The sequence below is a fragment of the Desulfovibrio cuneatus DSM 11391 genome (genome assembly GCF_000430005.1).
Lineage (GTDB): Bacteria > Desulfobacterota > Desulfovibrionia > Desulfovibrionales > Desulfovibrionaceae > Frigididesulfovibrio > Frigididesulfovibrio cuneatus.
In genome coordinates this window covers 1-26143 of the sequence record NZ_AUCY01000033.1, presented here as the reverse complement: position 1 = coordinate 26143, position 26143 = coordinate 1, and the positions used below count along the sequence as shown (strand labels likewise).

The window sequence follows — 26143 nt, the reverse complement described above, 5'->3', positions numbered from 1 at the left end:
TCGTTTGGCAAGGCATGAGCTTTTTTCGAAGCAGGAGTGGACTCTTCCGTCCTCGACTGCTTCAAAAAAAGTGAAGAAACGCAGCCAAACGGAATAAATCAGTGTTTCCCCAGGCTTTCTTCCAGCAGGCTGTTGACCAGGGCAGGGTTGGCCTTGCCTTTTGTTTTACGCATAACCTGACCCACAAAAAAGGAGAGCAGCTTTGTTTTGCCGCCGCGGTAGCCTTCCACTTCTGCCGGGTTTTCAGCCAGCACTTCTGCCACAACCCCTTCCAGTTCGGAAGAGTCGGAAACCTGTACCAGGCCTTTTTCTGTGACAAAGGCACGGGGCATGGCACCACTGGCAAACAGTTCCGGGAAAATATCGTGGGCAATGCGGGCGCTGATAATGCCTTCATCAATAAGGGTCGCCAGTTCTGCCACATGGGCAGCCCCAAAGGCGGCCTGTGCCGGGGCAATGTTCTGTTGGGCGCATTCGCGTAAAAATTCTGCTGCCATAAGCTGGGCCACGCGCTTTGCATTGCTGCACAGGGCCAGGGCTTGTTCAAAAAAGTCGGCAGTGGCCCGTTCTGCTGTCAGGGCTGCGGCTTCTTCTTCATTCAGGCCAAGGCGTTGGATAAAGCGCAGCTTGCGTGCTTCCGGCAATTCCGGCAATTCTGCTTCCCAGGCCTGTAATTCTTCAGCCAAGACCAGCACAGGGGGCAGGTCCGGGTTGGGGAAATAGCGGTAGTCGTGGGCATCTTCCTTAGAGCGCATGCTTACTGTAACCTGTTTGACTGCATCAAACAGGCGGGTTTCCTGCACAATGCTTTCACCATCTTCCAGGCAGCCTTCCTGGCGCCGAATTTCAAATTCCACAGCCCGCTGAATGTTGCGGAACGAGTTCAGGTTTTTGATTTCCGTGCGGGTACCAAGGGTTGTACTGCCTTTGGGGCGTATGGAAACGTTGGCGTCGCACCGCAGGCTGCCTTCTTCCATGTTGCCATCAGTTGCGCCAATGCACACAAGAATGGCGTGAATGGCCCGCATGTAAGCGGCGGCTTCTTCTGCACTGCGAATATCCGGCTCGCTCACAATTTCAATAAGCCCGGTGCCTGCGCGGTTCAGGTCTATGAGGGTGGCCCCTTGCCCGTGCACGCACTTGCCTGCGTCATCTTCAAGGTGAATGCGGGTAATGCCTATGCGGCGGGTAGCATCCTGCACGGTAACGTCCAGGTGGCCGTGCTCGCAAATAGGCGGCGTAAGCTGCGAGGTTTGAAAGCCAGCAGGCAGGTCTGGGTAAAAATAGTTTTTGCGGGAAAACAACGACATGGGGTTCACCGTGCATTGCAAGGCAAGGCCAGCCTTGGCCGCCAGTTCCACAGCTTTTTTGTTCAGGCGGGGCAGGGCACCCGGCATGCCAGCGCATACCTCGCAGATATTTTCATTAGGTTCGTCCCCAAAGCGCACAGGGCATGAACAAAACAGTTTGGAAGAGGTAAGCAGTTGGGCATGTACTTCAAGGCCAATAACCGCCTCATATGCAGGCATGGGAAGCTCCTTCGCTTGGAATAACAATACAGATGGACGTTTTCCTATATCAGCCCCGGAAAAAAGAGTCCAGAATCTCTATTGGGGGGGTGCCGGGGTTGCAGGCTGCCGCAGCTTGCTTTATACAAGAGGGCTGAACGCACACGAAGCATTCATTGCAAGGAGCTTTTTATGGCTGTAACTGAACAGCAAATTCGGAAAATTGCCGGGCTTGCCCGCATTGACTTGGAATATGGCAAAACCCCCCAGGAAGCGGAAGCCTTTATGGCCCGCCTTGCCGGGCAAATGGACGCCATTGTGGGCTACATAGACGGCATCAGCAAGGCAGACACCGCCGGGGTTGAGCCCCTGTTTTGCCCCGCTTTGCATGTGGCCCCCCCACGGGAAGATGAAGCAGAAAAGAAGCGGCCTACCGAAGATATGTTGCAAAACGCGCCGGAGCGTAAAGATACGTTCTTTTCCGTTCCCCCTGTTCTATAGAAGGATTTGTTATGCCTCTTCATACCCGTACCTTGCTTGAAGCCAAGGCCATGCTGGCCCAAGGGGAAACCACTCCCACGGCCCTTACTGCTGCCTGCCTTGCTCGCATTGCCGCCACCGAGCCTGTGCTGAACGCCTGCATTACCGTGCTGGAAGAAACCGCCATGCAGCGGGCAGCCCAGTTGGAAGCGCAAGGCAACCCCAACAACTTGCCGTTGTGGGGCATTCCGGTAACGGTAAAAGATCTGCTGTGCACCAAGGACGCCCCTACCACCTGCGCTTCCGCCATGTTGGCAGGCTTTATGGCCCCGTATGATGCCTTTGTGGTAGAGCGCCTGCGTGAAGCCGGTGCCGTTATTGTGGCCAAGACGAACCTTGACGAGTTTGCCATGGGCTCTGGTACAGAAAGTTCTGCCCATGGCCCCACCTGTAACCCTTGGGACGCACAGCGCGTGCCTGGTGGTTCCAGCGGTGGTAGCGCAGCCGGGCTGGCAGCCGGGCAGGCGTTTGGCTCTTTGGGGTCTGACACAGGCGGGTCCATTCGCCAGCCAGCGGCCCTGTGCGGGTGTGTTGGCTTCAAACCCACGTATGGATATGTTTCCCGCTACGGCGCAGTGGCTTATGCCAGCTCCTTCGACCAGATTGGCCCCATGGCCCGCACCGTGGCAGACTGCGCCACCCTGTTTGGCGTTATCGCCGGGTATGACGGGCGCGACGCCACCAGTGCCCAGTTGCCTGCACCGGATGTGGCCCCGGCCCTTGCCACCAAAAGCCTGCAAGGCAAAACCTTTGGGGTGGTCAAGGAACTGTGGGAAGGCGGCCTGAGCGATGAAGTGGCCGCTGCCTGCCAGAGCGCTGTGGAAGCTGCCAAGGCCCAGGGGGCCAAAGTGGTGGAAATTTCCTTGCCGCACCTGCAATATGCAGTAGCAACCTATTATGTTCTTGCCAGTGCTGAAGCCAGCACCAACCTTGCCCGTTTCGATGGTGTGCGCTATGGCCTGCGGGCACAAGGGGAACATGACCTTGTGGGCATGTACACGGCTTCACGTTCACAAGGATTTGGGGAAGAGGTGAAGCGCCGCATTCTGCTGGGCACCCATGTGCTTTCTTCTGGTTATTACGATGCCTATTTCCAGAAAGCTGCCAAGGTGCGCCGCCTGCTGCTGCAAGATTTTCAAGCAGCCCTAGGCCAGTGTGATGCCCTGATTGCCCCGGTAAGTCCGGTTACGGCCTGGAAGAAAGGGGAACACGTGAACGACCCCCTTACCTTGTATAAAATGGATATGCTCACCCTTGGGCTGAACCTTGCTGGCCTGCCGGGTGTAAGCCTGCCCGCAGGGCTTGGTGCGGCTTCCGGCCTGCCTGTGGGGGTGCAGCTTATGGGCCGTGCCTTTGATGATATTGCCCTGCTTGGCATGGCTAATGCCCTGGAAATGGCGCTGCCCCGCCTGGGTGTGCCCACGGGGATTCCTGCATAAAGCAATTACACCTTGAAAGTGCTCTTTGGCCTAGCGGCACTGCTGGGAGTGTGTTTGTTTTGAACGTTTGGCAGAAGGCAGGGAAAGCCGCACAAACGCTATTTCTTAATGAATGTATTGACAAAGTAGTACATGGCAGTACGGCTTTACGGTGATTGTGGTGATATTCCCATGAAAGAGTTGATATCATATTCATAAAAACGCATTTTTACTGGTGCGTGAAAATAGGCGCAATCAAGAGCGGATGCTTCCTGTATTGGAAGCATCCATTTTTTTGGGGGGAAGAGAAATTTGGGTGTGGAAGCATTCGTGCCCAGAGAACAGAAGAAGTCTGTTTATACTTTTTTTATGTTTAATTTGTGTGTGTTGTGTTTCTCGCCTTGTCAGGAATGCTATGAGCAAACCAGGTGCGAATACTGTTGCCCGGTATTTTATAAGAAGAGTGTTGTTTATGTATATTTACGCACAATCTACAGGTATATTATATATTTTACATAACGTTATTTCTGAATTTATTTTCTAAAAAACTTTTTTGTTGGGGTTTTCCTTGACTCAATATGGACCAAACTGCTAAAAGGCCAGTTTCCTTAGAGCAATTCAAGCTCAAACTCCATGACTATACAATTCTGGTGCGTATCTTCTATTAAGGAGAAGGTGATGGTTAACGCTTACACAGCGAACAGTATTTGTGGCATGTGTACCGCACGGTGTCCCATCCAGGTGCATGTGCATGACGGAAAAGCGCAGTGGATTCACGGGCACATGGAAACCTCGCTTAAGGGTGCCTTATGCGCCAAAGGTGCTGCGGGCATTGCCCTGGAAGAAGGGGAGCGCCCCAGAACACCGTTGTTGCGGGTTGGCCCCCGGGGGAGTGGGCAGTGGCGTGAAGCCACATGGGAAGAAGCGCTGGGGCACGTTGCCAGCGAGTTGCAAAAATCCCAAGCCCTGCACGGGCAGCAAAGCGTTTTGTGGTCAGACAGGAATGGGCCGTTCACCGACCTGTACCGTGCTTTTATGCGCGGCATTGGTTCTTCCAACATATGCAGCCACAGTGTTTCCTGCGATATTAATGTTCACCACGCTGGGCAGGCAGTGCTGGGGTGGGGCCGTGAAGCCACGGTGTTCGATTTTGCCAATTGTAAGCACCTTGTGTTGCAGTCGCGCAACCTGTTTGAAGCCCTGGCTGTGAGTGAAGCGCGCACCGTGGGTAAAGCACTGCAACAAGGTTGCCAGCTTACGGTTATCGACATCCGCACCAGCATTACTTCTGCCAAGGCGAATACCTTCCTTTGCCCGCGCCCCGGTACAGATTACGCCCTGAACCTTGGGGTTATACACACCCTGATTACTGAGGGATTATTTCAAAAAGATTTTGTTGCCCAGTATTGCACTGGGTTTGAAGAGCTTGCCACCTTTGTGCAGCCATATTCCGCTGCCTGGGCCGCTGCAGAAACCGGGGTGAGCGAGCAGGCTATTCTTGCCCTTGCCCGTAGCCTTGCCAAGGCCGCCCCGCATGTTATTTGGCACCCGGGGTGGATGACCTCCCGGTATGGTGATTCTTTCCTTGTTTCACAAAGTGCGTTTATTATTACGGCCCTGCTTGGGGGCATTGGTGTTAAGGGTGGCTTTGTGCCTGCCAGTTCTGCCAAGTCGGTAGGCAAGGTGCCTTTGCAGCGCCTTTCTGCCCTCTATCCTGCTCCAGAGCCACAGCGTGCAGATGGTATTGGAACGGAATATTTGGCTTTTGACCCTGACAAGGGCCTTTTGCATAAAATGCTTGAAGCCATGAAGCCTGGGGCACGTGTTCCCATCAAATCATACATTGCCTGGCGGCACGACCCCATTCAGTCCATGCCAGACCCTGCTGCTATTAAAGCCTGCCTGGATAACCTGGATCTTTTAGTTGCGGTTTCGTTTAGTTGGTCGGAAGTTGTCCATTATGCCGACGTTATTCTGCCCCTTTCCACGTACCTGACGCGGGAAAGTATTATTGCCCACAAAGGTGGCCTGAGCCCGCAGTTTTTTGTGCGCCAAAAAGCGCTTGAACGTACAGACAATACACGGGCAGACTGGGAAATTGTTAGTGGTCTTGCCCGCCATATGGGGCTTGATAAATTGGCGTTTTCCAGTGTGGAAGCTATTTGGGAGTACCAATTGCAGGGTACTGGCGTGAGCATGGCAGACTTTGCCAAAAACGGCAGTGTTTCCCTGTGTGAGGGGGCAGTGTTCCCGGCCCCGGAAAGCCTGTGTTTTGGCACGCCTTCCGGCAAGGTGGAACTTTCCGCTGCCGGATGGGGAGAAAGAACAGGGCTTCCTTCCCTTGTGGCATACCAAAGCCCGCAGCGCCCCCCGCACAATGCCTTCCGCATTATTTTTGGGCGCACGGCAGTGCATACGCAAGGACACACCATGAACAACCCCCTGCTGGCAGAACAAATGCCGGAGAACCTGGCCTGGATACACCCCACCAGGGCAGAATCCTTGGGCCTGGCTTCCGGGCAGCGGGTAGAGGTGGTGAATGCACGCGGGGAAAGTGCGGGCAGCCTGCCTGTGTTTGTTACGGAAGGTATTCACCCGGAAGCGGTGTTTATGGTACACGGGTTTGGGCAAAAGCACCCCAAGGAAGCACTTGCATTCAATAAAGGTGCGGCAGATAACGAGCTGCTTGCCCATGGCCTTGCACACCACGACCCACGCGGGGGTGGCTTAACCATGCAGGAGCATTTTGTAACCCTGCGTAAAGTGGAGAAACAGTAATGGGCTATACCATGCAAACAAATGCCCTGCTGTGCATAAGCTGCAAAGCGTGTGAAGTGCATTGCAAGGTTAAAAATTCAGTACCCAAGGCACTTAAGCTGGGGGTGCACCTTCAGCTTGGGCCAACACTGCAAGGGGAAAAGGTCTCCTTGCAAAACCTGTATATGCCCTGCTTGCAGTGTAAAGAAGCTCCCTGCCTGAGCGCATGCCCCACCACGGCCATGCGCAGGCGGCAAGATGGCATAGTGTTTATTGAAAAAACACAATGCACGGGCTGCAAGGCCTGCCTGGTGGCCTGCCCCTGGAATGTGCCGCAATTTGATAGTGACGCAGGCGTGATGCGTAAATGCGATTTGTGCAGGGACAGGCTGGATGCAGGCAAGTTACCTGCCTGTGTAACAGGCTGCACTATGGGTGCGTTGTCCCTTGATAAAGCGGATGACTAGGGAAACGCTGATTTATTTCGTTTGGCGGTGTTGCTTCACTCCTTTTGAAACAGTCGAGGACGGAAGAGTCCACTCCTGCTTCAAAAAAAGCTTGCGCCTTGCCAAACGAAATAACTACGCGTTTCCAAAATGCCATGTAATCAGTGCTTCTCTAGAGCAGGAGAACTTTGGGAAGTGACTGACTCAAAGTGAACATGCTGTGGCCCATACCCGTTGTAGTTGCTGGTTTTTGCAAAAATTCGTAAAAATTAAAACACGAATTTTAGCATATTGTTGGTTTAACTCACCTGTTGAAGGAGAGAGGATGGCATGACGACACTCGCCGGAGAATCGCTTAATTCGTGCGCTGGTTGTGAAGTGGCCCTGCTTAACCTGGGGGAAACACTGCTTGACCTGTTGCCCCAAATACAAATTGTGCACCTGCCTGTGTTGGTAGATAACAAATATTATGGGCAGCTTGGGCAGTCTTCCCGCCTTACGCTCCCCAAAGCTGTGGTGGGGCTTGTTTCCGGGGGCATTCGCAACACGGAACACCTGGAACTGTTACACGCCATGCGTGAACAGGTTGATGTGCTTGTGGCCCTTGGTACATGTGCTGCAACGGGGGGGCTGCCTGCCCTGGCAAACCTGACCCCGGAAAAAAGTATTACAGAATTTGCCTTTACCCAGGCCCCTTCCCTGGCTGTGCAGGGGCCAAACGCCCCCATGCCCCAGCCCAAGAACACGAGTATTCCTGAAATTCTCCCCCAATGCCTGCCTCTTTCCGCGCACGTTAAGGTAGACATGGTTATTCCTGGCTGCCCCCCGCACCCGGAATGGATTGCTGAAGGAATTCTTTCCTTGCTTGAAGGCAGGCCTGCCGCATTCCCCAGCCGCTCTGTTTGTTCTAGCTGCCCCACATGGCGCAAGGGCACACCAGGGAACGGGAGTGAAGGGAACAGGCCTGTACGGCGTATGCTTGAACAACCTTCGTATGACCCGGAAGCCCCCCTTTCTTCCATGCAGTGCCTGCTGGAGCAAGGGTTTATGTGCCTTGGCCCAGTAACGTTGGCTGGTTGCGGCGGGCGTACCGGAAGCCCCAAATGCATTGCAGCCCGCACGCCCTGCCGTGGCTGCCAGGGGCCAGCGCTCTCTTCTTCCATTCCTTCTGTGGAATATGTGGCAGCACTTACCGCCGCAGGCATAAACGGAGCTACCATGCCAGATAAGCCGGGGTATATTTCCCGGTTCAATGCCGCGTGCGACGCATTGCTGCAACTGCGCGAAAGCACCCGCGCTTAGCGCTGGTGTTTGCCCCCCTGTTGTGTGCCGCCTTTCCAGCCTCCCCCCCCCGCAAGGAACTGTGGGTGTGCTGGTAAACATGAATAACAAGGAACAGGATTATGGTTCGTCTTACGGAATCCCACCTGCGCATAGCACCGCTTTCGCGTATTGAAGGGCATGCCGCGCTGGACATTTACCTGGACGATGCAGGCAACGTTGCCGATGCACGCATGTCTGTTATGAGCCTGCGTGGCTTTGAGTCGTTCATACAAGGTCGCCCTGCGGAAGAACTGCCCCGCATTGTCACCCGTATTTGCGGTATTTGCCCGTGGCACCACCATTTGGCTTCCACCAAAGCAGTGGAAACCGCCATGGGCGTTACGCCCCCCCCCACAGCAGTAAAACTGCGTGAACTGTGCCAGATGCTTGCCACCATTCCCGACAAGATTCTGCACTTTTATTTTCTTGCTGCGCCAGATTTTGTGCTGGGGCCAGATGCCCCGGCAGCACAACGCAACGTAGTGGGGCTTGCCGGGGCAAACCCAGATCTGGCCCGGCGAGCAGTAAAAATGCGCTATGGTATGCAAATGGCGCTGGAGCGCTTTACTGGTAAGGCTATTCACCCTGTTGCCGTGCTGGTGGGTGGTTTTTCCAAGCCGTTGCTGGAAGAAGAACGCCGTGCCTTGCTGGCCAATGTGGCAGAAGCTAAACAGTTTGCCCTTGATTCCATGGCCTTGGCCCGTGAAACACTGCTACCCCCATTTATCAAGCAATTTCAGGATATGGGGGAATATGCTTCCGGTTATCTCGGCACAGTGGATGCCAATGATAATGTGCAACTGTATGATGGCGACCTGTGCCTGATGGACAACACAGGGGTGCGTACCCGTTTTGCCCCCAAGGACTACCTGACCCATATTGCGGAAGAAACGGCAGAATGGACCTGGCTGAAGTTCCCTTACATGAAAAAGGCGGGCGGGCTGAAGCTGGAGGGGCAAAATCCCCTTGGGCTGTACCGCACAAATGCCCTTGCCAGGGTAAACGTAGCACAGGGTTTTGCCACCCCGCTGGCCCAGAAAGAGCTGGATATTTTCCGCAAGGAATTTGGAAGGCCAGTCCACCTTGTGTGCCTGTACCATTGGGCCCGCCTCATGGAGCTGGTGTACTGCTGTGAGCGGGCAGAAGAACTGCTGCACGACCCGGAAATTACGGGGCGTGAAGTGCGCCTTGCCTCCATTGCCCCCAAGGCAGGGGAAGGCATAGGCCATGTGGAGGCGCCGCGTGGCACCCTTGTTTACCATATTCGCACTGATGATGCGGGCATGGTGACTATGGCCAACATTATTCCCGGCACCACCCACAATAATGCGGGCATGAACCTTTCCATGAAAATGGCGGCCCAGAAGCTGATTCGCCATGGGGAATGTTCCGAGGAAATACTGAACAAGGTGGAAATGTGCCTGCGCGCATACGACCCCTGAATGAGCTGCGCCACACACCGCCTGGATGGCGGTATCCCCATGCATGTACGTTTGCTTGACGCTTCTGGAAACGTTGTCTTCCAGGCTGATAATCAGGAATAATCAATGCTGTTCGGTTGTTAACCGGATAGCATTGGGGCACTTTTGCTGGCAAAATTGCCCCGCGTAGCGTGTTGTTTGTCTTTACAATCACCTCTTTTTGTCCCTCTTTTTGGTGAAACATTTGCCCGAGAACAAAAAGATGGTGGACAACATTGAGGAATAGTATGGACTGGTCCACAATGCTGGATGCCCGAATCGTGGTATTCGGCTGCGGTAACACCCTGTTTGGTGACGACGGCCTTGCCCCCAGAACGGTGCAACGCCTGGCGGAAGAGGCTGGGAATACCCCGGCCTTTGCCCATGTTGCCTTTATTGATGCGGGCACTGCCGTGCGTAGCCTGCTTACCGATATGGCGCTTTTTCAATGCACCCCGGACCAAGTGATTCTTGTGGATATTGTGCAGGAAGAAGGCCGCGAGCCTGGCAGTATTTGCATTGTACCACTGGAAAAAATAGCTGTGCCAGATATACCCCCAACCCCAGGGCGTGGCGGGCTGCACCACGCGCCCACATGGGGTCTTTTGCACGCCTTGTGCCGTAACGGGGCCAAGGTAACAGCCATAACCGTACAGGCAGCCAACATTCCTGTGTTTATGTCTGACGTGTTAAGCCCGGAAGCTGAAGCCGCAATGCCTGCCCTGGCAGATGCTATTTGTGCATGCTGCACAGCGTGATGCTCCCTTTCTTTTGGTTTCTAACCGTTCAGGAGGCCATATGACCCCACTCACCTTACTTCCGCATGAACAGTCCGACGCAATTTCCCATAACCTGTGCCTTGGGTGTGGCTTGTGTGCCTTAAGTTGCCCCGTGGGGGCCATTGTTATGGAAGAAGTGCGCAGCCAGGAAGTTACCCGTAGAAGTCCTTCCGTTGCCTCGCACCTGTGTGTGCACTGTGGGCGCTGTGCTGCGGCGTGCCCTTCCGGCACATTGCAGCAGTTCCGCATGGAACAACTGTTACACCAGGTACAGGCAGAAGCTGTGCATACAGTGGTCTTTTTTTGCGAAAACCTGAACAGCAAAGCGCAGTCCACTGGTTTTGAACAGGTTCTTGGTGGGGCTTCCCTGTATGAATTACGCAGCGTGCCACGAGTGCAGCAGGTGGCTTTGCCTGCCAATACGTTGCTGGAAACAGTGCGTTGCACGGGCCGCCTGGGGCCGCGCCTGCTTACCCGCTTATGTGCCCAGGGCGTGCGCCGGGTTGTGATTTTTGCCTGCCCCCCCCAGGCATGCCTTTACTCCCATGGGCGTTCTGCCGTGGCAGAACAGGTAACTTCCTTACAAGATACGTTTATACAATACGGTTTGCCGCAAAACGTATTCACGGTGGTGCAGAAGGTGTTTCGTACGCAGGAAGAATTTGCAGCCTGCCTTAATGCAACGCTGGAAAGTTCTGCCCAGTAAGGAATGGAAATATTTTCATAAGACTAGGGAATAAGAGTGTTAAAGTAGTTTTCCATAGGGAAGATGCTCTCAAAAACCCAAACGCCTCGCAATGTGTATTGCGAGGCGTTTGGGTTTTATAAGGACCCGCTAAGTAAATCAGCGGGTCCACAATGTGAGAACTACTCTTCCGAAACAGGCAGGCTAGGGGCTGTACGCTCTGCCTGTTGTTGCTTGATGGCGGTTTCCACATCTTTTTTATTCATGGTTTGCGCCTCTTCAGTGGGCTTTTTCTTTTTAGGGCGCGGGGTACACATAAAGGTCAGTTTGGTGGGTTCTGTTATGGGTGGGCGGTACACGTTGGTCATAATAATGCACCCGGTAGGGCACACATCAGCACACACGCCACAGTAAACACATGCCATTACTTCACGTTCCCACAGGCCGGTTTCCGGGTCAATGGTAATGCATTTTGTGGGGCACTTTACCGCACAGTTGCGGCACATGATGCATTTATCAATAATAAAGCGAAAGCGGCCACGGAATTTGTCTGGTAAAATACGCTGTTCATACGGATGCAGGCGGGTGGCGTATTTGTGCAGCAGGTTTTTGATGATGGTTCTTCCCATTAGCATGGCGTTCTCCTTACCGTTCCGTACAACTGATGCATGGGTCAATACTCAGCACAATAACGGGCACATCAGCCAGTTCCACACCGGGCAGCATGGCAAGCAGCGGGGGGATGTTGGCAAATGTTGGGGTGCGAATGCGCACCCGTTCCGGGTTGGGGGTGCCATTGCAATAGACGTAGTAAAACAGTTCGCCGCGGGGCTGTTCCACGCGGGTGGTAATTTCCCCTGTGGGGTTCCCTTTTACGGGCACGGCAAGGATTCCATCAGGCAATTTTGCAATGGCCTGTCGTACCAAATCAATGGACTGGAATACCTCGCGGAAGCGCACTTTGGTGCGGGCGTATGCGTCGCCGTCGGTTTCCACCACGGGTTCAAAGTCCAGTTCGTGGAAAGCTTCATACCCAAGGGTGCGCATGTCGTGTGCCCAGCCGCTTCCGCGCAGGGTGGGGCCACCCGCACCAAGTTGCCAGGCCTGTTCCTTGGTCAGCACCCCTTTGCCCACGGTCCGCAGCTTCACGGTGTAGTCGTTCATCATGGTGTCGTACAAGGGCTTGAGTTCTGCTTCAACGGTTTTCAGGGTGCGCAGAATTTCTTGCAGGTAGCCGGTGTTTATGTCTGTGCGTACGCCACCTACAATGTTGGTGGAAATAATAACCCGGTTGCCTGCCGTGGCTTCGTTAATGTCCATTATGCGTTCCCGCACCCGCCACAGGGCCATGAACAGACTTTCAAAGCCAAAGCCGTCGGCAAACAGGCCAAGCCACAACAGGTGGCTGTGCATGCGGTGCAGTTCCGACCAGATAACGCGCAGGTACTGGGCGCGGGGCGGCACCTTTAAGCCCATAAGCCCTTCAATGGCTTGGCAGTAGCACATGGCGTGAATGCAGGAGCAAATGCCGCACACGCGTTCAACAACATACACCATTTGGTTGAAGTCGCGGCGGGTGGCCAGGCCTTCAAGCCCACGGTGAATGTAGCCAAGGGCGGGAATGGCCTCCACGACAATTTCATCTTCCATTACCAGCTTCAAGTGCAGTGGTTCTGGCAAAACAGGATGTTGGGGGCCAAAGGGGATGAGTGTTTTTGCCATAATCAGCCCTCGCTTTCCATTTTGGTAAAGGTGGAAATTTTGCAAAACGGTGCTTGCATGGGGTCGCCTGCTTCTTCCAGGTACAAGGTTCTGTTAAAGTCCAGTACCAGGCCCTGGTAGGTCAGCCCAAGCAGGTCCCTGTTTTCATTTTCCACCAGCAGGGCGGCAAAGTACACGTCGGAAATGCTGGGAATAACATCGCCTTTTTGAAACTTCAGGCGGAAATGCTGCATTTCTTCGTCCCGGTCGTAATGGTACAAGAGCTGCATGCCCTCTTCACCACGGTCTACGGCTGTTTGGGTCACAAAGCGCCAGCCGTCGTGCATCATTTTTTGGGCAGTTGTGTGAACTGCTTCAAGCGTTATATCTTGCGCTTCAAACATTTGTTTCTCCTTGGCAAGGGTTTGCACCGTTGCTGGGCTATTCCATATGTACGGCGTGTACTGCGGGGGCTTCTGCAAGGCCAAGTTTTATCTTGATTTGCTCAAGGGCAACAACAACACCGTCAATAATGGCTTCGGGCCGGGGCGGGCACCCAGGCACATACACATCCACAGGAATAACTTTGTTCACGCCGCCCACCACGTTATAGCAATCGTGGAACACACCACCGGAAAGGCCACATGCCCCAATGGCAATAACAGCCTTTGGTTCTGCCATTTGGTCATAAATGTTTTTCAGGGCGATTTTGTTCCTGTGGTTTACGGTGCCGGAAACCAGCAGCACATCGGCATGTTTCGGGTTGCCCACGTTGATAATGCCAAAGCGCTCCACATCATGCACGGGGGTCAGGCAGGCAAGAATTTCAATGTCGCAACCGTTGCAGGAGCCGCAGTCAAAATGCACAACCCAAGGCGACTTCAGCCGGCCTTTGTTGATCCACTCTTTCAGGTTGATCATACTGCCTCCTTGCTTATTTTATGGCGTACAGCCACAACAGGTTAACCATGGCAAGCGCCACGCCGGGGCCAAGGGCGCGTTTTATCATCCAGCCCCAGGTAAGGCGCGCGCTGACGTTGTCCACAAATAGTTCAGCAAAGTAGGTCACTGCAAGCAGCAGGAACAGGCCAATAGCGCTGGTGGACCAGAACAGGGAGCACAGGCCAAGCAGCAGTACCACGTCCAGCCAGTGGGCCACTTCAAGCATGGCAAGCTGTCGCCCTGTATATTCAGTCAGTACACCGCGCACAATTTCCTGGTGCCCATGGTGGGAGGCACTTATGTCAAAGGGAGACTTACGCAGCTTGATGGTAAAGGCAATGCCAAGGGCCACATACAAAAAGGGCATGGAATAGAGCAGGGGGGTATCAAGCGCGTAAATACTGGCAATGCTGAAACTGCCCGTATGCATGGCAATGCCAATAATGACAAGAATGATCAGGGGTTCATAGGTAAACATTTGCAAAAGTTCACGCTGCGCCCCTACATGGCTGAAGGGGGAGTTTACAGAAAGGGCCCCCATAACCTGGAAGACAGCGCCAATGGTCATAACAAAGAAAATAAGCAACAGGTCGGACTGGGCAAAAAACAGGAATACGGAAAGGGCAGAGGCCATAAGGGTTAAATAGGCGCACAGAACAAGCCATGCGTTCACTGCCATGGGGGCTTTACCCCACAGCTTAAGGACATCGTAAAAGGGCTGGGCAAGGGGTGGCCCGAAGCGCGACTGCATACGGGCGGTGATTTTTCTGTCCAGGCCGGAAATGAAGCCACCAATGAAGGTGGCCAGTGCCAGCCCGATAACCCCAAGCAAGAGTTTGCCAAGTATCATCATTGCAATACACCTCCTAGCAGCATAACCAGCAACACAAGCCCCACCAAGTTCACAGGCTTTGTCAGCCTGCTTTCACCAAAGAATGATTCAAGGTAGTAGTTGCCTGATTGGGCAGGCACAAAGGTTTTCATGGGGCCAATAAAGCCTACTTCGCCGTTTTGTTCTGCCTGTATGCCCGACATGTAGGGCAGGCTGGGAGCCATGTCCTCAGCTTTTTGTGCTTCTTTCCAGGCATAGCGAAAGCCCACCGCCACCAGAAAGTAAATGGGGTATATTGCGTAAATGGCCGTGGGGTTTACGTGCCCCGCAGCCGTGGTGGAAGAACCCGCCGCAGGCAGGGCAAGGCCCATATACACAATGGGTGCCAGCAGGGAAACAATACCCGCCGTGTAGGCAAGGCCACGCAGCACCAATGCCATGTCGGGGTCTTGCTTTTCTTTGGCTACCACCAGTTTTGTGGTGGCGCTACCCAGCATAATGCCAGCCCAGCGGGCCCAGAACAGAACGGTTAAACCACTGCCAAGCGCCAGCATGGCCACAATGGCTGGCATGGCGGCGCGGGCGTCTATGGCAGATTCAAGGGCCATCCACTTGGCAAGTAGCATACCAAAGGGGGGTAACATCATGGTGAGTATGGCAAAGCAGGTAATAAGGGCGGTGCGGGGCATAACGGCAAACAGGCCGCGCATGTCTTCAATGTCGCGGGAGCCAATTTTTTGTTCAATGCTACCAACGCATAGAAACAGAAGGCCTTTAGAAATGGCGTGGAACACAAGCAGCATAATGCCCGCTGCAATGGAGGCTGTGGTGTTAATGCCCGCACAGGCAATAATAAGCCCCAGGTTGGAAATGGTGGAATAGGCAAGAATGCGCTTGCCGTTGCTTTGGCCTGCCGCAAGGGCCGCCGCAGCAAAGAATGTGAAGGAGCCGCACACGGCAACCATGCTGGAAATGGTGGTTCCTTCATAGAGCGGGGCAAGGCGTAGAATAAGATACACCCCGGCCTTGACCATGGTGGAAGAGTGCAGCAGGGCCGAAACAGGGGTGGGGGCTACCATGGCCCCGCACAGCCAGCTTTGGAAAGGAATTTGGGCCGACTTGGTAAACCCGGCAATGCACAGGGCCACCATGGGAATCATGAGCATGGCGGTTTTCAGTTCGCCTGCCATTTTAATGTGCATAAGTGCGGTAAGGGAAAGGGTGCCTGTGGTGCGCTGCAAAAAGAGCAGGGCAAACATAAAGGCTGCCCCGCCCAGCATGTTGATAACCAGGGCATTGAGGGCATTTGTTTTCGCTTCGGTGGTCCCGTCGTGTTCAATCAGCAGGTAGGAACACAGAGTGGTTATTTCCCAGAAAAAGAACATCCAGGAAAGGTCATCTGCCAGGGAAAGGGCGTTCATTGCGCCCAGGAACACGAGAATGATGGCAAAAAAACGGTTTCGGCGGGACTGGCTGAGCCCCAGGTGGGCTTCATGTTCGCGCATGTAGCTATCTGCATAATAGGCAATGGCAGAGCCTAGTATGGAAATGACAAGCACCATGACAATGGCCAGACTGTCAACGGTAAACACAGGAAGGGGTGTGGCAGCTTCACCGTGCCAGAAGAACTTGAGCATAACCATGCCAGCCAGTTGCAGGCCAGCCAGAGCCATAACGGCAGTACTCATGCGGCGTAAACCAATAACAAAAATAACGGCCAACAGAAGAAAGTCACAAACAATAATGGGAACGTGCAGGAAACTGGCAAGGCCGGAATCAGGGGTGGTTTGGGTTGGTACATAAGTAATGAGCAAAAGGGACGCGGCAGCCAGGACCCCCCCCGTGAGCACCACGATATTTTTTTGCAAGGATTTATCCTTGGCAAAAAAAATAGTCCCCCCAGCAGCAATGGGAAACAAGATGCATAAACCAAGCAAAAAATCGAGCATACTCACCTCGTTCAGTAAAACGCGACAAAGCTAACACATGCCTAGCAAACACCAAGACCGAACTATAGGAGCGATAGGGAATCTTAAGCCGGAATGACGTTACGCGCAAGGAATTACAGAAAAAAATGTAAATATATTATAACTTTTTGTTTTTATTTATAGTTAAAAAAAGTACAAGGGGAGGCGTGCCACTTGGCGTGGGGTGTTTATGCCCTTGTCAGCACGTGTTATGAGGTAGGAAAGAGGACTTTTTGAAATATCATTTGTTGAGTACGGATTTCCGTATGCCAAGAAGGATATTGCTTTTTTCATGTTCTCTGGGCATATTCTGTGTTGTAGCAGCTACACAAGGAAGCCTTGTGCACTCTTTACGGATTTGGATGGTTGCATGCCCTGGCTCTGTACTGCCAATTTTCGCCTTGGCTACAGAAAATGGGTGTTCCCTGCAAAACTTGCTTGGCGGGAACCTTGCAACGTTGAGGTGCTTTACCTGAATACCTCGCCTTTCAGGTGGGCCGAATACGCCGCTTTTAGCTGATGGAAGAAACGGAAACGGTGGTGGTGACCACCCATGATGACGATGTGAACATTTATCTGACTATGTATTGCCGCAAACTACGCACGGGTGTTCAAATAATCAGCCGGGCCAACCTGGACCGCAACGTGGTTAACCTGTATAGCGCAGGGGCCAACCTGGTGGTTTCCCAGGCAGGCATGGTGGCAACGACCATTGTTAACCTGCTCACCCCCAACCGTGTGTTTATGCTTACGGAAGGCATGAGTGTGTTCCGGGTGCTGTTACCTGCCTCCTTGCGTGGCAAAAACCTTGTTTCCATGAATATTCGGACCAATACAGAGTGTAATGTGGTGGCCATTGCCAGGCCAGATGGAGTGCAGGTGCCGCCAGACCCCCAGGCCCAATTGAACATGGGGGATGAACTGGTGTTGATTGGCTCCAGATAGTCTGAACAGACGTTTATGGAAAAGTATTGCTAGAGCAATGGGGAATGAACCGAGTTCGCTGCCCTGCAAGGATTCGAACGCGTTATTGCGGAAGTGCCTTTGTTCGCTCACGGCCTTCTGGAGCGGGGCTTCTTGCTCCAGAAGGCCGTGGTGCCCTGTTATTGTTTGATGGTGCGGAACCATTGGCGAATGGCCTCAGGCTCCGCCCTGTAAATGCCGTCGGAACAACGCCGGGCCGGGAAATTTTCTTCCCGTATCCACCGGCGTAAGGCCAGGTGCCCCGCACCCACGGCTTTGGCAATGGCCTGTAACCCCACGAACACAAGGGGCTGCAGCATTTGGGGCGTGGGCGTGCCATAGGCGGGGGCTTGGGGCAGGAAGTCCGCGCCGGAGTGGGCTTTGTTATCTACATTTTCATAGGTGTGTTTGTTTTGACGCTGCACTGTTGTTTTGCTGTTCATGTTGTGTTCCTGAGAAAAGCGCAGGGAATTGGCTTTTAATTCGGTTGCAGGTGTTCAGGGGGCCTGTGTGCGTTGGTACTGCATGTCATGAGCATTGAGGGTCTCAATTCTCAACATTCATCTGCTTTGGGGCTATTGCAAAATGGTCTTTTGGGGGCTTCTTGCAGGGAAGGTGCCCCAAAAACGGAATAAGGGAAGTTCATTTTTCCTGTTATTTGCGTGTGTTATTGTGGTTTGCGTCCTGCTCTGGCTAAGTGGAACCTGGCAGAATAAGGCACGCAATACGCAGTGTTGCAACGGTCTCATGGTGGGGGGGGATGGAATAGCCAGTGTTTCCCCTAAAATCCCAGGTACTCGTCTGGCACGCGCCAGTAGTCTGCATCGTAACGCACAGGAGGAATGTTCCCATTTTTCCAAGGGTCAAGCATAAGCCTGACTCTTCCCATAGCAATGCTGTTTTTGGCTTCGCACAGACGTGAACAAAAGCGTTCATTATGCTGTTTTGCGGTAAATGTTCTGTTGCAATAGGTACATGTCCGTTTTTTTGTGTCGTTGGCATACAGTGCCTTAATGGCGCATGCACGGGAGCAATACAGGGCATTGTTTCTGCCTGAAGTAAGTAAGGCACCGCACCTTTGGCAGGTATGTTTTTCTTCTTTTTTACGTGATTTCGCGAAACATGCGCGGGAACAATATATGCCGCGCCCACGGCGCAGGTGATACGTGGAAACAGAAAAGTGTTGCTGGCACACGGGACATTGGACAACGGGCATAATAACTCTCCTAAATGAAATATGACAAAGAAGATGACATTGCATGTTGCACGTGACGCCCATAGGTGACGCAATAAGAACAAAATGTTCTTCTATTTGTTCCTATTAAGACACATGGAAGAAAAGAGATTTATATGTTATTCTATTTTTGATGTTGGTTGCGGAGGCCCTCTATTTAATCCATCTGCCTTGTTATGCCTCGTTGTTATAAGCTTGGCAGTGAATGTTGCTCTGGCAGGAATTAGCATGGGCGTGCTCCTTTTTTCTGTATTATTCTATACTTGTTATACTTTAGAATAGTACTTATAGTGAACTTTAACGTCAATGCATGGTTGCGGGCTTCTGCCATTGATTTCGGAATGAACCTATCGTAGACGAGGAGCTTGATTTTGCTCGAACAGGGAGGTGGGTATGTTGGAGTATATGCAAGAGGGAGTAAGGGAATATATAATTGAAGCTGTCCAGCTTGTGGGGGGAGTTGACGCACTTGCCAAGATTGCCGGCGTAACTTCACGGGCTGTGTATGCGTGGAAAAGTGGTAAAAGAATGCCACGGCATAACAAAATTCAGAAAATTCAGGTGTACCTGGACGGTTTGCACAAGGCATATGGCAGTACCCCTTTGCCGCAGGGTATGCAGAAGCCAGGCGCACAAGGGGGCAGCCAGGTAACAACAAAGGGAATAAAAGAGGGCTTGTGGGGAACAGAAAGGGCAGGCTGCTCACATTTGTGTTTTGTGGCACCGGGAATGGGGTATGAAAAGGCTACTGATCCACGAATTGTGGCAGGCAGCCTTTTTTATGGGCCAAAGGCTGCGGAACTGGTGAGTGTCCCGCAACTGGTTCAGGCAGGGACGCACCGCCCACCTGTTTTGCAGTTTTCCTATGGCTTGCTGGCCGGGCTTACACTTACTCCAGAATCATTGCGCATGTTGGTGGCTGAGGATAGGTGTATGGAGCCTTGTGTGCATAAAAACGATGTATGCCTTGTAGATAGCGCTGATTCTGCTTTGAAAAATGACGCTGTGTATGTGTTTTGCAGTGGTGAAAACGTGTTTGTGCGCCGGGTATGCCGTTTACCGGAAGGGATTGTGCTGCGTTGCGATAACCGGGAAGTGCACTTTCTTGATTTTACTTTGCCAAACAACCCTGGTGCCATTGTCCTTAACGTGTTGGGGCGCATTGTGTGGGTTGGCAAGCGATTGTAGCCCTCCGTTGGTCCGAGCATCTTCTGCGAGGTTCAGCCGCCTGAACTGCTTTTTGGCTGGGTGCGTGGTGTTTCTTGCACATGCACCAGGTAAATCCATTTATTGTTTAATTTTTTCTATTTATTCACACGTTGTTTTTGGGGGTCGTAATGTCACATTAGCCTTTGTGGTGGAACCTGAAACATCATATCTAGCCACAGGTGGCGCTGTTGCGACCAAGGCTTACTTTGAACTTTTTGTTCATGTATGTTGCGTCTATTGAATAACGCCTTGGTCAAGGCGAGGGCTGGGAACAAGCCGCATGGGTCAGGTCTGCCTGGAAATTTATGGCACATGCCGCTCCGCCATGGGGAAACACTTTGTACCCAGTGTTTTTTGGCAATGGGAATAGCGCAGCAACACATGAAGGAAAAAGTATGCAAAATACAATGGCCGAGGCAGTGAGTAGCAGCACAGCAGACTATGCCCGTGCCCGATATTTGCGGCAACCGGCAGGGTTTTGGGTGGTTGTTTGCTGTGAAGGAAGTGTGGAAATGCTTCCGGCCCGCTCCGAAGGTGAAGGGGTGGTTCTTGCACGGGAAGCACTTGCAGCAGGCTATGCGCCTGTGCTTGTGGTGCAGCGGTTACATTTATTTTCCACAAACTGCGGTTTGGCTGCCTGTCTATAAACAGCCATAACAGGAAGGGTTTCTTCTGGTTTTGTTTAACGCTTGTGCCACAGTATTTAAATGATTTTGGCAAAGCTCTTTTTCCACTTTGCGGGGAAATAGCTCTGCCACCTGTTTGCAAGTGCGGGTGAATGCGGTAAACTGCTGCCGAGGAGACCGTATGATAGCCTACCTTGAAGGCCGCCTGGCTGAAAGCATGGAACATTCCTGTGTTGTGGTAACAGAAGGGGGGGTTGGGTATGAAGTGTACCTGCCCGCACATACCCTTTCCCATTTACCCCCCAAAGGGGACGCCTGCTTCTTTTATATATGTACTGTGGTGCGTGAAGATGCCCTGGAACTGTTTGGCTTTTCCACCTGGGAAGAACGCCAGACCTTTATTGTGCTGACAGCCATTAACCGGGTGGGGGCGCGCACAGCCCTTGCCATTCTCTCTGTCTTCCGGCCGGAAGATTTGCGCCGCATTGTGCTGGAAGAGAATGTTCAACTGCTTACCAGAGTTCCGGGAATAGGGAAAAAAACTGCGCAACAACTGTTCTTGGAGTTAAAATATAAGTTGAAGCTCGATGGCTTCACCTCCCTTGCTCCGGCAAATGCTTCTGGCAAGGTATTGCAAGATGTTGTGGCTGGCCTTGTAAACCTTGGCTACGATGAAGATGATGCCTTGCAGGTTGCCCGGCAAGCACTGGAAGCGCAGCCAGACCTTGAACTGGGTGGCGCTTTGCGTGCTGCACTGAAAATTTTAGCCGGGGGGCGTTAAATGGATGATGCCATATTTCCCCCTGATGAAAAATTGCGCCCGCAAAATCTGGATGAATTCATTGGGCATGAAGACTTGCGGGCAAACCTGCGGGTGTATTTGCAGGCAGCCAAGGAACGTGGGCAAGCTTTGGATCATACCCTGTTCCATGGCAACCCCGGGCTTGGCAAAACAACGTTGGCCCAAATTATGGCCGCAGAACTAGGGGTGAATTTTGTTTCCACTTCCGGCCCAGTGCTGGAACGCAGCGGCGACCTGGCTGCCATTTTGACTAATTTACAGGCCCACGATCTGCTTTTTATTGATGAAATTCACCGCATGCCCATTTCTGTGGAAGAAGTGCTGTACCCAGCCATGGAAGATTTCAAGCTTGACCTGGTTATTGGCCAGGGGCCTGCTGCCCGCACCGTAAAAATTGACCTGGAACCCTTTACCCTGGTGGGGGCCACCACACGGGTGGGGTTGCTTTCCTCCCCCCTGCGAGACAGGTTCGGCATGCTTTTGCGTCTTGAGTTTTATACGCCGGAAGAACTGGCCCGCATTGTGCAGCGTACAGCCAGAATTTTGCAAACTCCCCTGGCGGAAGATGGCGCCCAGGAAATTGGGCGGCGCTCCCGCGGTACCCCGCGCATTGCCAACAGGCTACTGCGCCGGGTACGTGACTTTTGCAGCGTTACCGGTACAGAACGCATAGGCAAGGAAGAAGCTTCCCGTGCCCTTGCCCGCATGGACGTGGATGAAAGCGGCCTTGATTCCATGGATCGAAAACTGCTGCTTGTGCTTATTGACCATTACAGCGGCGGCCCGGTGGGGCTAAAAACCCTCGCCGTGGCCTGTTCCGAAGATGAACGGACCCTGGAAGATATTTATGAGCCATACCTTATTCAAAGCGGCTTTTTGAAGCGCACGCCCCGTGGGCGCATGGCTACTGCCAAGGCGTACCGCCATTTGCAGCGTATGGCCTGATTGCTGGTCTTTTTTTATTCTGCCTGTGTTAGTTTCGTCACGCGCGACGCTTATGTATGTCCATATACACTGCGCTCCGCTCGTAACTTCACTTTTTTGGTATAATCAAAAAATCCTCAGCAATCAAGAGCAGCAATCAAGAGCAGCAATCAGGTTGAGGGTCTTTTTTTATTCTGCCTGCGTCAGTTTCGTCACGCGCGACGCTTATGTATGTCCATATACACTGCGCTCCGCTCGGTTCGTCTTTTATATACTTCTGGGTTCGGTCTGTTTTCATGAAACACAGCGGCCTCAGGTAGTTTCCTTACGCATTATCTTCCAGTCTCTTCTGGTAAATGGAGCTATAGCTTATGTCTGAAACATCGCTTCGTGTAGAATTGTTGGCGCACACCCCCAATGCGCTTTCTCTTATTTATGCTGCTTTTCGGCAGTGTTACCACTCCGGGTTTGTGGCAGATATGTGGCCGCGCCTTTTGGCGGGGGAAATTGCCCCGGAAAAGCAAGCGGAATTTGTGGAAGGGGTTGTTGCCTCCGGTCACGTAAGTCCTGTGGAGCACGTTTCTTTTACCTTTGCAGCGGAAGGTGTTTCCCGCGCTCTCACCCACCAGTTGGTGCGGCACCGTATTGCATCGTTTTCTCAGCAAAGCCAGCGGTATGTGGATGGAGAGCAATTTAATTATATTCTTCCCCCGGCCATTGCTAAAAACCCCAAGGCCAAAGCCCGTTTTTTGCAATGCATGGAAGAAATTCGCCAAGGGTATAAAGAAGTGCGGGACGCGCTGGAAGAAGCAGGGCGAAAAGAAAAAGCCAAGGAAGATGCGCGTTTTTTGCTGCCCCAGGCGGCGGAAACACGCATTGTGCTTACCATGAACTGCAGGGGGCTGCTGAATTTTTTTGAGCACCGGTGCTGCATGCGGGCCCAATGGGAAATTCGGGCCCTGGCCCTGGCCATGCTGCAAGAGTGCCGCAACGTGTTGCCTGTGGTGTTTGCCACCGCAGGGGCCAAGTGTGAACGGCTGAAGTATTGCCCGGAAGGAGAGAAGTTTACCTGCGGGCGCTACCCCTTGCCCAAGTGAGAAAATATAACCCCAAGAGCTAAGGAAACACTGATTAAAGGGCATTTTGGAAACGCGCAGTTATTTCGTTTGGCAAGGTCGGGGGCACAGGCGCTGTGCACGAGCTGTTTTTGAAGCAGAATTGGGAACCGCCCAAAGGGCGGGAGCCGAAGGCCGAGGCCCAGGACGGGCCGAGTCAACTCTTCTGTCCTCGACTGTTGCAAAAAAAGCAAAGCAACGCCGCCAAACGGAATAAATCAGCGTTTCCCCAATTTCGTGGAATGGGTGTAGGGAGGCAATCTCCCTGCACTCTTTTTTACGCCTGTCGCTGTGTGTGTGGGGGGGGGGCATTGAAGGCTATTGCCCAGTTGAAATGGCGGTTTCTTGCTGGGGATGCAGCGTCCCCTCGTATACGTGAAATTCATTGACAATGGCCTTTATGGACATTTTTCCCCACTACTGTCATGTGGTTATTTTATGAGAATCTGTGCATGTCGGCCCTGTAATTGGGTATTGGTTGGACTAGGCAAAAGGAAGGGACCGCTACACGCCGCATGATATGCCGAGCAGGCCTTATGTACGTAAGAAGTGTGCTAGAAATTATTGGTGGGGGGTATGTGAAAATTTATTTGTTATTTGGCTAAGTCATTTTGTTGTGTAAAAATTGAAGATGTAGGTATTTTGAGTAATTTTACGTAATATGAAGATTTTATGTTTTTTTACTGTTGGAATAACTGTGTCATGCTGTGGGGCCTTTTTGCTACCCGGCTGTTGGGCTTAGCAGTCCCAAGGATTTTACGGGGTGGTGTAATCAGCGGATTTCTCAAAAATGCAATAATATCATAGTGTTATTTGTTTGTCTCGGTGTTGGGGAAAAGTGCTGCCTTATGTCAAAGGAAACGAGAATACAGCTTGTATAATTTGCCCCGCTTATGTACAACGCCTTCATGCAAAACAAATGGCGTGAAATTTTCCGTATTTTGGCTACGGATGTTGCTGAAGGGCAATATAAAGTGTGGATAACCCCTCTTTCCTTTACTTGTGAAGGAAAAGTGGTTGTTGCCCATGCGCCTACGCCATTTATGGTGGATTTTGTTCGTCGCCGTTTTTCTACCGCGTTGCAGCAAGCTGTAGCAGCGGTGTTTGGTCCAGACTATTCTGTTGCTGTGCGCCATGCCAGCGCGCCATTGGAACATGCTGCCATCTTTGAAGCTGCACCCCTTGCTACTTCTGTAGCTGTTCCTGCACAGGGTGATGTTTCCCCGGCTTCTTTGCACGCTGCCCCGCAGCAAGAAGAACTAAGCCCGCCTGTGAACATGCGTCCTGTTCCCCGTTCTTTTGCTGCTGCCCAACTGGCCTTGCCGGTTATGCAAGTGGCACCGCGCACTGTTCCTTCCCAAAACTGGCGTTTTTCCTTTGACGATTTTGTGGTTGGCCCCTGTAATGAACTGGCCTATGCGGCTTCGCGCAGTGTTTCTTCTGCCAATGCCATGACCAGCATGCTGTTTTTGAACTCGGCCCCCGGGCTTGGCAAAACGCACCTTATGCACGCTGCCGGGCGTATGCTTTCAGACGCTTGCAATAAAACAGCCCCCAAAAGCGCCTACCTGACGGCGGAAGAATTTGCTTCGCGTTTTGTGCAGGCCTTGCGCACCAATAATCTGGATTCCTTCAAGGGCCAGGTGCGTAACCTGGACCTGTTTTTGCTCGAAGATGTCCATTTTCTTCAAGGCAAGGACAAAATACAGTTGGAACTGCTTTCCACCATCAAGGCGCTGCAAAATAACGGTGCCCGTGTGGTGCTTACCAGCTCGTTTGCCCCTAGGGAAATGCGCGGCTTTGATGAACAGTTGCTTTCCCGCTTTTATACCGGTTTTGTCTCTGGCATAGACAAGCCAGACAAGGCCACACGCAAGCGAATTTTCCAGTATAAGGCCATGAATTGCAATGCGTCCCTTTCAGAAGACGTGGCAGACGTGCTGGCTGAACACGTGTGCCTGGATGTTCGCCAAATTGAAAGCTGTTTGCAAAACCTGCTACTGAAGGCGCAACTGCATCGTTCAGGCATAACCATGCAAATGGCCTGGGAAGTGATTGGCAACTTTGCCAGCCAGGCTCCGCTTGCCGACCTTGATGGTATTATTCGCATTGTGTGTGAAGTGTTTGGCCTGACAAGTGACCAACTGTTTTCCGACAGGCGCAAGCACGAACTGGTGGCTGCACGTAATGCCGCCTTTTACCTTGCCCGTAAGCACACCGACCTTTCCTTAGATTCCATTGGCCAGCGCTTTAACCGCCGCCATTCCACCGTGCTGAAGGGCATTACCAACCTGGAACGCGAAATGAGCGGGGAAAGCCCCAAGGGCCGCCAAATGGCTCAAACCATTGCCATGATAGAACGCAACAACGGCCTCGCCAGCCCGTCTTTGCAATAAATTTTCGTATTCCACAGAAAAAGGCCCTTTGTACTGCATGCAGCACAAAGGGCCTTTTTCTGTCTTCTGTTGGGGCTTCATGCAAATGCGCGGGCAGCGAAGCTAGCCGCACCTTCCGCCCTCACTCTCCTCCACTTGCGCAGGCTCATCAAGTACATTGCCATTGCAATGTGCCCCAAAAGGCACACCCCGGGTGTGTTGTAAGGCGGTGCTTGATGTCCAGAAGGCTTTTGGCGCAGAATAATGGATTAAGAAACACCCCTGCAACGTACATAAGGTGTCGTGAAGAGTATGATCTTTGTGCATACAGGAAGGATCAGGCCCCTATTGCGGCGGAGAAGAAGGCACTTTTTCAGCAAGGTGAGTCTGTCACCCCTTGTTTCTGCGTGTTATCAATATATCTATTATTATATCTATTGTTATTGTAGTTGTGAGTACTGCACAGAATTTGCTTATGATTTATTATTTGAAGGAACGTATTCCTGGCTACTGAACCATAAAACGAGCTTTTTGTAA

The 26143-nt window shown here is 52.5% G+C and carries 23 protein-coding genes; 15 read left to right on the top strand and 8 right to left on the bottom strand.

All coding sequences use genetic code 11. The features are described 5' to 3' along the window. Positions 1-98 precede the first annotated feature (98 nt). Positions 99-1529 carry an Asp-tRNA(Asn)/Glu-tRNA(Gln) amidotransferase subunit GatB gene (gene gatB / locus G497_RS0109360; RefSeq protein ID WP_027187953.1) on the bottom strand — a complete coding sequence of 477 codons (1431 nt, stop codon included), beginning with the start codon at positions 1527-1529 and terminating at the stop codon, positions 99-101. A gap of 171 nt (positions 1530-1700) precedes the next feature. Between gatB and gatC the strand changes: the two genes are divergently transcribed. From gatC to G497_RS0109315, 8 genes are all read left to right on the top strand, one after another. Continuing rightward, a complete protein-coding gene (gatC, locus tag G497_RS0109355) occupies positions 1701-2009 on the top strand; it encodes an Asp-tRNA(Asn)/Glu-tRNA(Gln) amidotransferase subunit GatC (RefSeq protein ID WP_027187952.1) in 309 nt (102 codons plus the stop codon). An 11-nt stretch (positions 2010-2020) separates the two neighbouring features. Further along, positions 2021-3487, top strand: a complete 1467-nt coding sequence (gene gatA / locus G497_RS0109350) for an Asp-tRNA(Asn)/Glu-tRNA(Gln) amidotransferase subunit GatA (RefSeq protein WP_034637390.1) — start codon at positions 2021-2023, stop codon at positions 3485-3487. Positions 3488-4144: 657 nt separating this feature from the next. Beyond that, a complete protein-coding gene (locus tag G497_RS0109340; protein WP_027187950.1) occupies positions 4145-6244 on the top strand; it encodes a molybdopterin-dependent oxidoreductase in 2100 nt (699 codons plus the stop codon). Beyond that, a complete protein-coding gene (locus G497_RS17565; RefSeq protein WP_051258010.1) occupies positions 6244-6690 on the top strand; it encodes a 4Fe-4S dicluster domain-containing protein in 447 nt (148 codons plus the stop codon). The genes G497_RS0109340 and G497_RS17565 overlap by 1 nt, the downstream gene beginning before the upstream one ends. A 309-nt stretch (positions 6691-6999) precedes the next feature. Then, positions 7000-7971, top strand: coding sequence for an NADH-quinone oxidoreductase subunit B family protein (locus G497_RS17560; protein WP_034637388.1), 972 nt, complete (start codon positions 7000-7002; stop codon positions 7969-7971). 101 nt (positions 7972-8072) lie between these two features. Beyond that, a complete protein-coding gene (locus G497_RS0109325; protein ID WP_027187949.1) occupies positions 8073-9434 on the top strand; it encodes a Ni/Fe hydrogenase subunit alpha in 1362 nt (453 codons plus the stop codon). A gap of 266 nt (positions 9435-9700) precedes the next feature. Beyond that, on the top strand, positions 9701-10210 hold the full coding sequence (locus G497_RS17555; protein WP_051258009.1) for a hydrogenase maturation protease: 510 nt from the start codon (positions 9701-9703) through the stop codon (positions 10208-10210). A 40-nt stretch (positions 10211-10250) separates the two neighbouring features. Then, positions 10251-10937 carry a hydrogenase iron-sulfur subunit gene (locus tag G497_RS0109315; protein WP_027187948.1) on the top strand — a complete coding sequence of 229 codons (687 nt, stop codon included), beginning with the start codon at positions 10251-10253 and terminating at the stop codon, positions 10935-10937. A gap of 161 nt (positions 10938-11098) precedes the next feature. Here the strand turns inward: G497_RS0109315 and G497_RS0109310 are convergent, their stop codons facing one another. The 6 genes from G497_RS0109310 to G497_RS0109285 are packed head-to-tail and all read right to left on the bottom strand — an operon-like array spanning position 11099 to position 16259. Next, on the bottom strand, positions 11099-11551 hold the full coding sequence (locus tag G497_RS0109310; RefSeq protein WP_027187947.1) for a 4Fe-4S binding protein: 453 nt from the start codon (positions 11549-11551) through the stop codon (positions 11099-11101). A 10-nt stretch (positions 11552-11561) separates the two neighbouring features. Beyond that, positions 11562-12638, bottom strand: a complete 1077-nt coding sequence (locus tag G497_RS0109305; protein WP_027187946.1) for a hydrogenase large subunit — start codon at positions 12636-12638, stop codon at positions 11562-11564. Between the two features lie 2 nt (positions 12639-12640). Then, complete coding sequence (locus G497_RS0109300; protein WP_027187945.1) at positions 12641-13021, bottom strand: NADH-quinone oxidoreductase subunit C; 381 nt, start codon at positions 13019-13021, stop codon at positions 12641-12643. A gap of 37 nt (positions 13022-13058) precedes the next feature. Continuing rightward, positions 13059-13538 carry an NADH-quinone oxidoreductase subunit B family protein gene (locus G497_RS0109295; protein ID WP_027187944.1) on the bottom strand — a complete coding sequence of 160 codons (480 nt, stop codon included), beginning with the start codon at positions 13536-13538 and terminating at the stop codon, positions 13059-13061. A 13-nt stretch (positions 13539-13551) separates the two neighbouring features. Continuing rightward, positions 13552-14412 carry a respiratory chain complex I subunit 1 family protein gene (locus G497_RS0109290; RefSeq protein ID WP_439328861.1) on the bottom strand — a complete coding sequence of 287 codons (861 nt, stop codon included), beginning with the start codon at positions 14410-14412 and terminating at the stop codon, positions 13552-13554. Further along, positions 14409-16259: an NADH-quinone oxidoreductase subunit 5 family protein gene (locus tag G497_RS0109285; protein WP_342663667.1), complete on the bottom strand. Its 1851-nt coding sequence runs from the start codon at positions 16257-16259 to the stop codon at positions 14409-14411. Before G497_RS0109285 ends, G497_RS0109290 begins: the two co-directional genes overlap by 4 nt. A gap of 618 nt (positions 16260-16877) precedes the next feature. On the opposite strand from G497_RS0109285, the gene G497_RS0109275 reads away from it, so the two are divergent. Beyond that, a complete protein-coding gene (locus G497_RS0109275; RefSeq protein ID WP_027187941.1) occupies positions 16878-17303 on the top strand; it encodes an NAD-binding protein in 426 nt (141 codons plus the stop codon). Between the two features lie 158 nt (positions 17304-17461). Here G497_RS0109275 and G497_RS17550 read toward each other — a convergent pair whose 3' ends face one another. Continuing rightward, positions 17462-17764 carry a hypothetical protein gene (locus G497_RS17550; protein WP_034637385.1) on the bottom strand — a complete coding sequence of 101 codons (303 nt, stop codon included), beginning with the start codon at positions 17762-17764 and terminating at the stop codon, positions 17462-17464. Between the two features lie 1184 nt (positions 17765-18948). On the opposite strand from G497_RS17550, the gene G497_RS0109255 reads away from it, so the two are divergent. The 6 genes from G497_RS0109255 to G497_RS0109225 all read left to right on the top strand — a co-directional run bounded on the left by G497_RS0109255 (position 18949) and on the right by G497_RS0109225 (position 25627). After that, entirely contained in the window at positions 18949-19743 is a 795-nt protein-coding gene (locus G497_RS0109255; RefSeq protein WP_027187939.1) for a LexA family transcriptional regulator, read from the top strand. 416 nt (positions 19744-20159) lie between these two features. After that, positions 20160-20411, top strand: a complete 252-nt coding sequence (locus G497_RS0109250; RefSeq protein WP_027187938.1) for a hypothetical protein — start codon at positions 20160-20162, stop codon at positions 20409-20411. 160 nt (positions 20412-20571) lie between these two features. Beyond that, positions 20572-21171: a Holliday junction branch migration protein RuvA gene (gene ruvA / locus G497_RS0109245; protein WP_027187937.1), complete on the top strand. Its 600-nt coding sequence runs from the start codon at positions 20572-20574 to the stop codon at positions 21169-21171. Beyond that, positions 21172-22137 carry a Holliday junction branch migration DNA helicase RuvB gene (gene ruvB, locus G497_RS0109240; protein WP_027187936.1) on the top strand — a complete coding sequence of 322 codons (966 nt, stop codon included), beginning with the start codon at positions 21172-21174 and terminating at the stop codon, positions 22135-22137. It begins immediately after the preceding gene. 350 nt (positions 22138-22487) lie between these two features. After that, positions 22488-23213 carry an FAD-dependent thymidylate synthase gene (gene thyX / locus G497_RS0109235; protein WP_027187935.1) on the top strand — a complete coding sequence of 242 codons (726 nt, stop codon included), beginning with the start codon at positions 22488-22490 and terminating at the stop codon, positions 23211-23213. Positions 23214-24139: 926 nt separating this feature from the next. Continuing rightward, a complete protein-coding gene (locus G497_RS0109225) occupies positions 24140-25627 on the top strand; it encodes a DnaA ATPase domain-containing protein (protein ID WP_027187934.1) in 1488 nt (495 codons plus the stop codon). Positions 25628-26143: the final 516 nt, after the last annotated feature.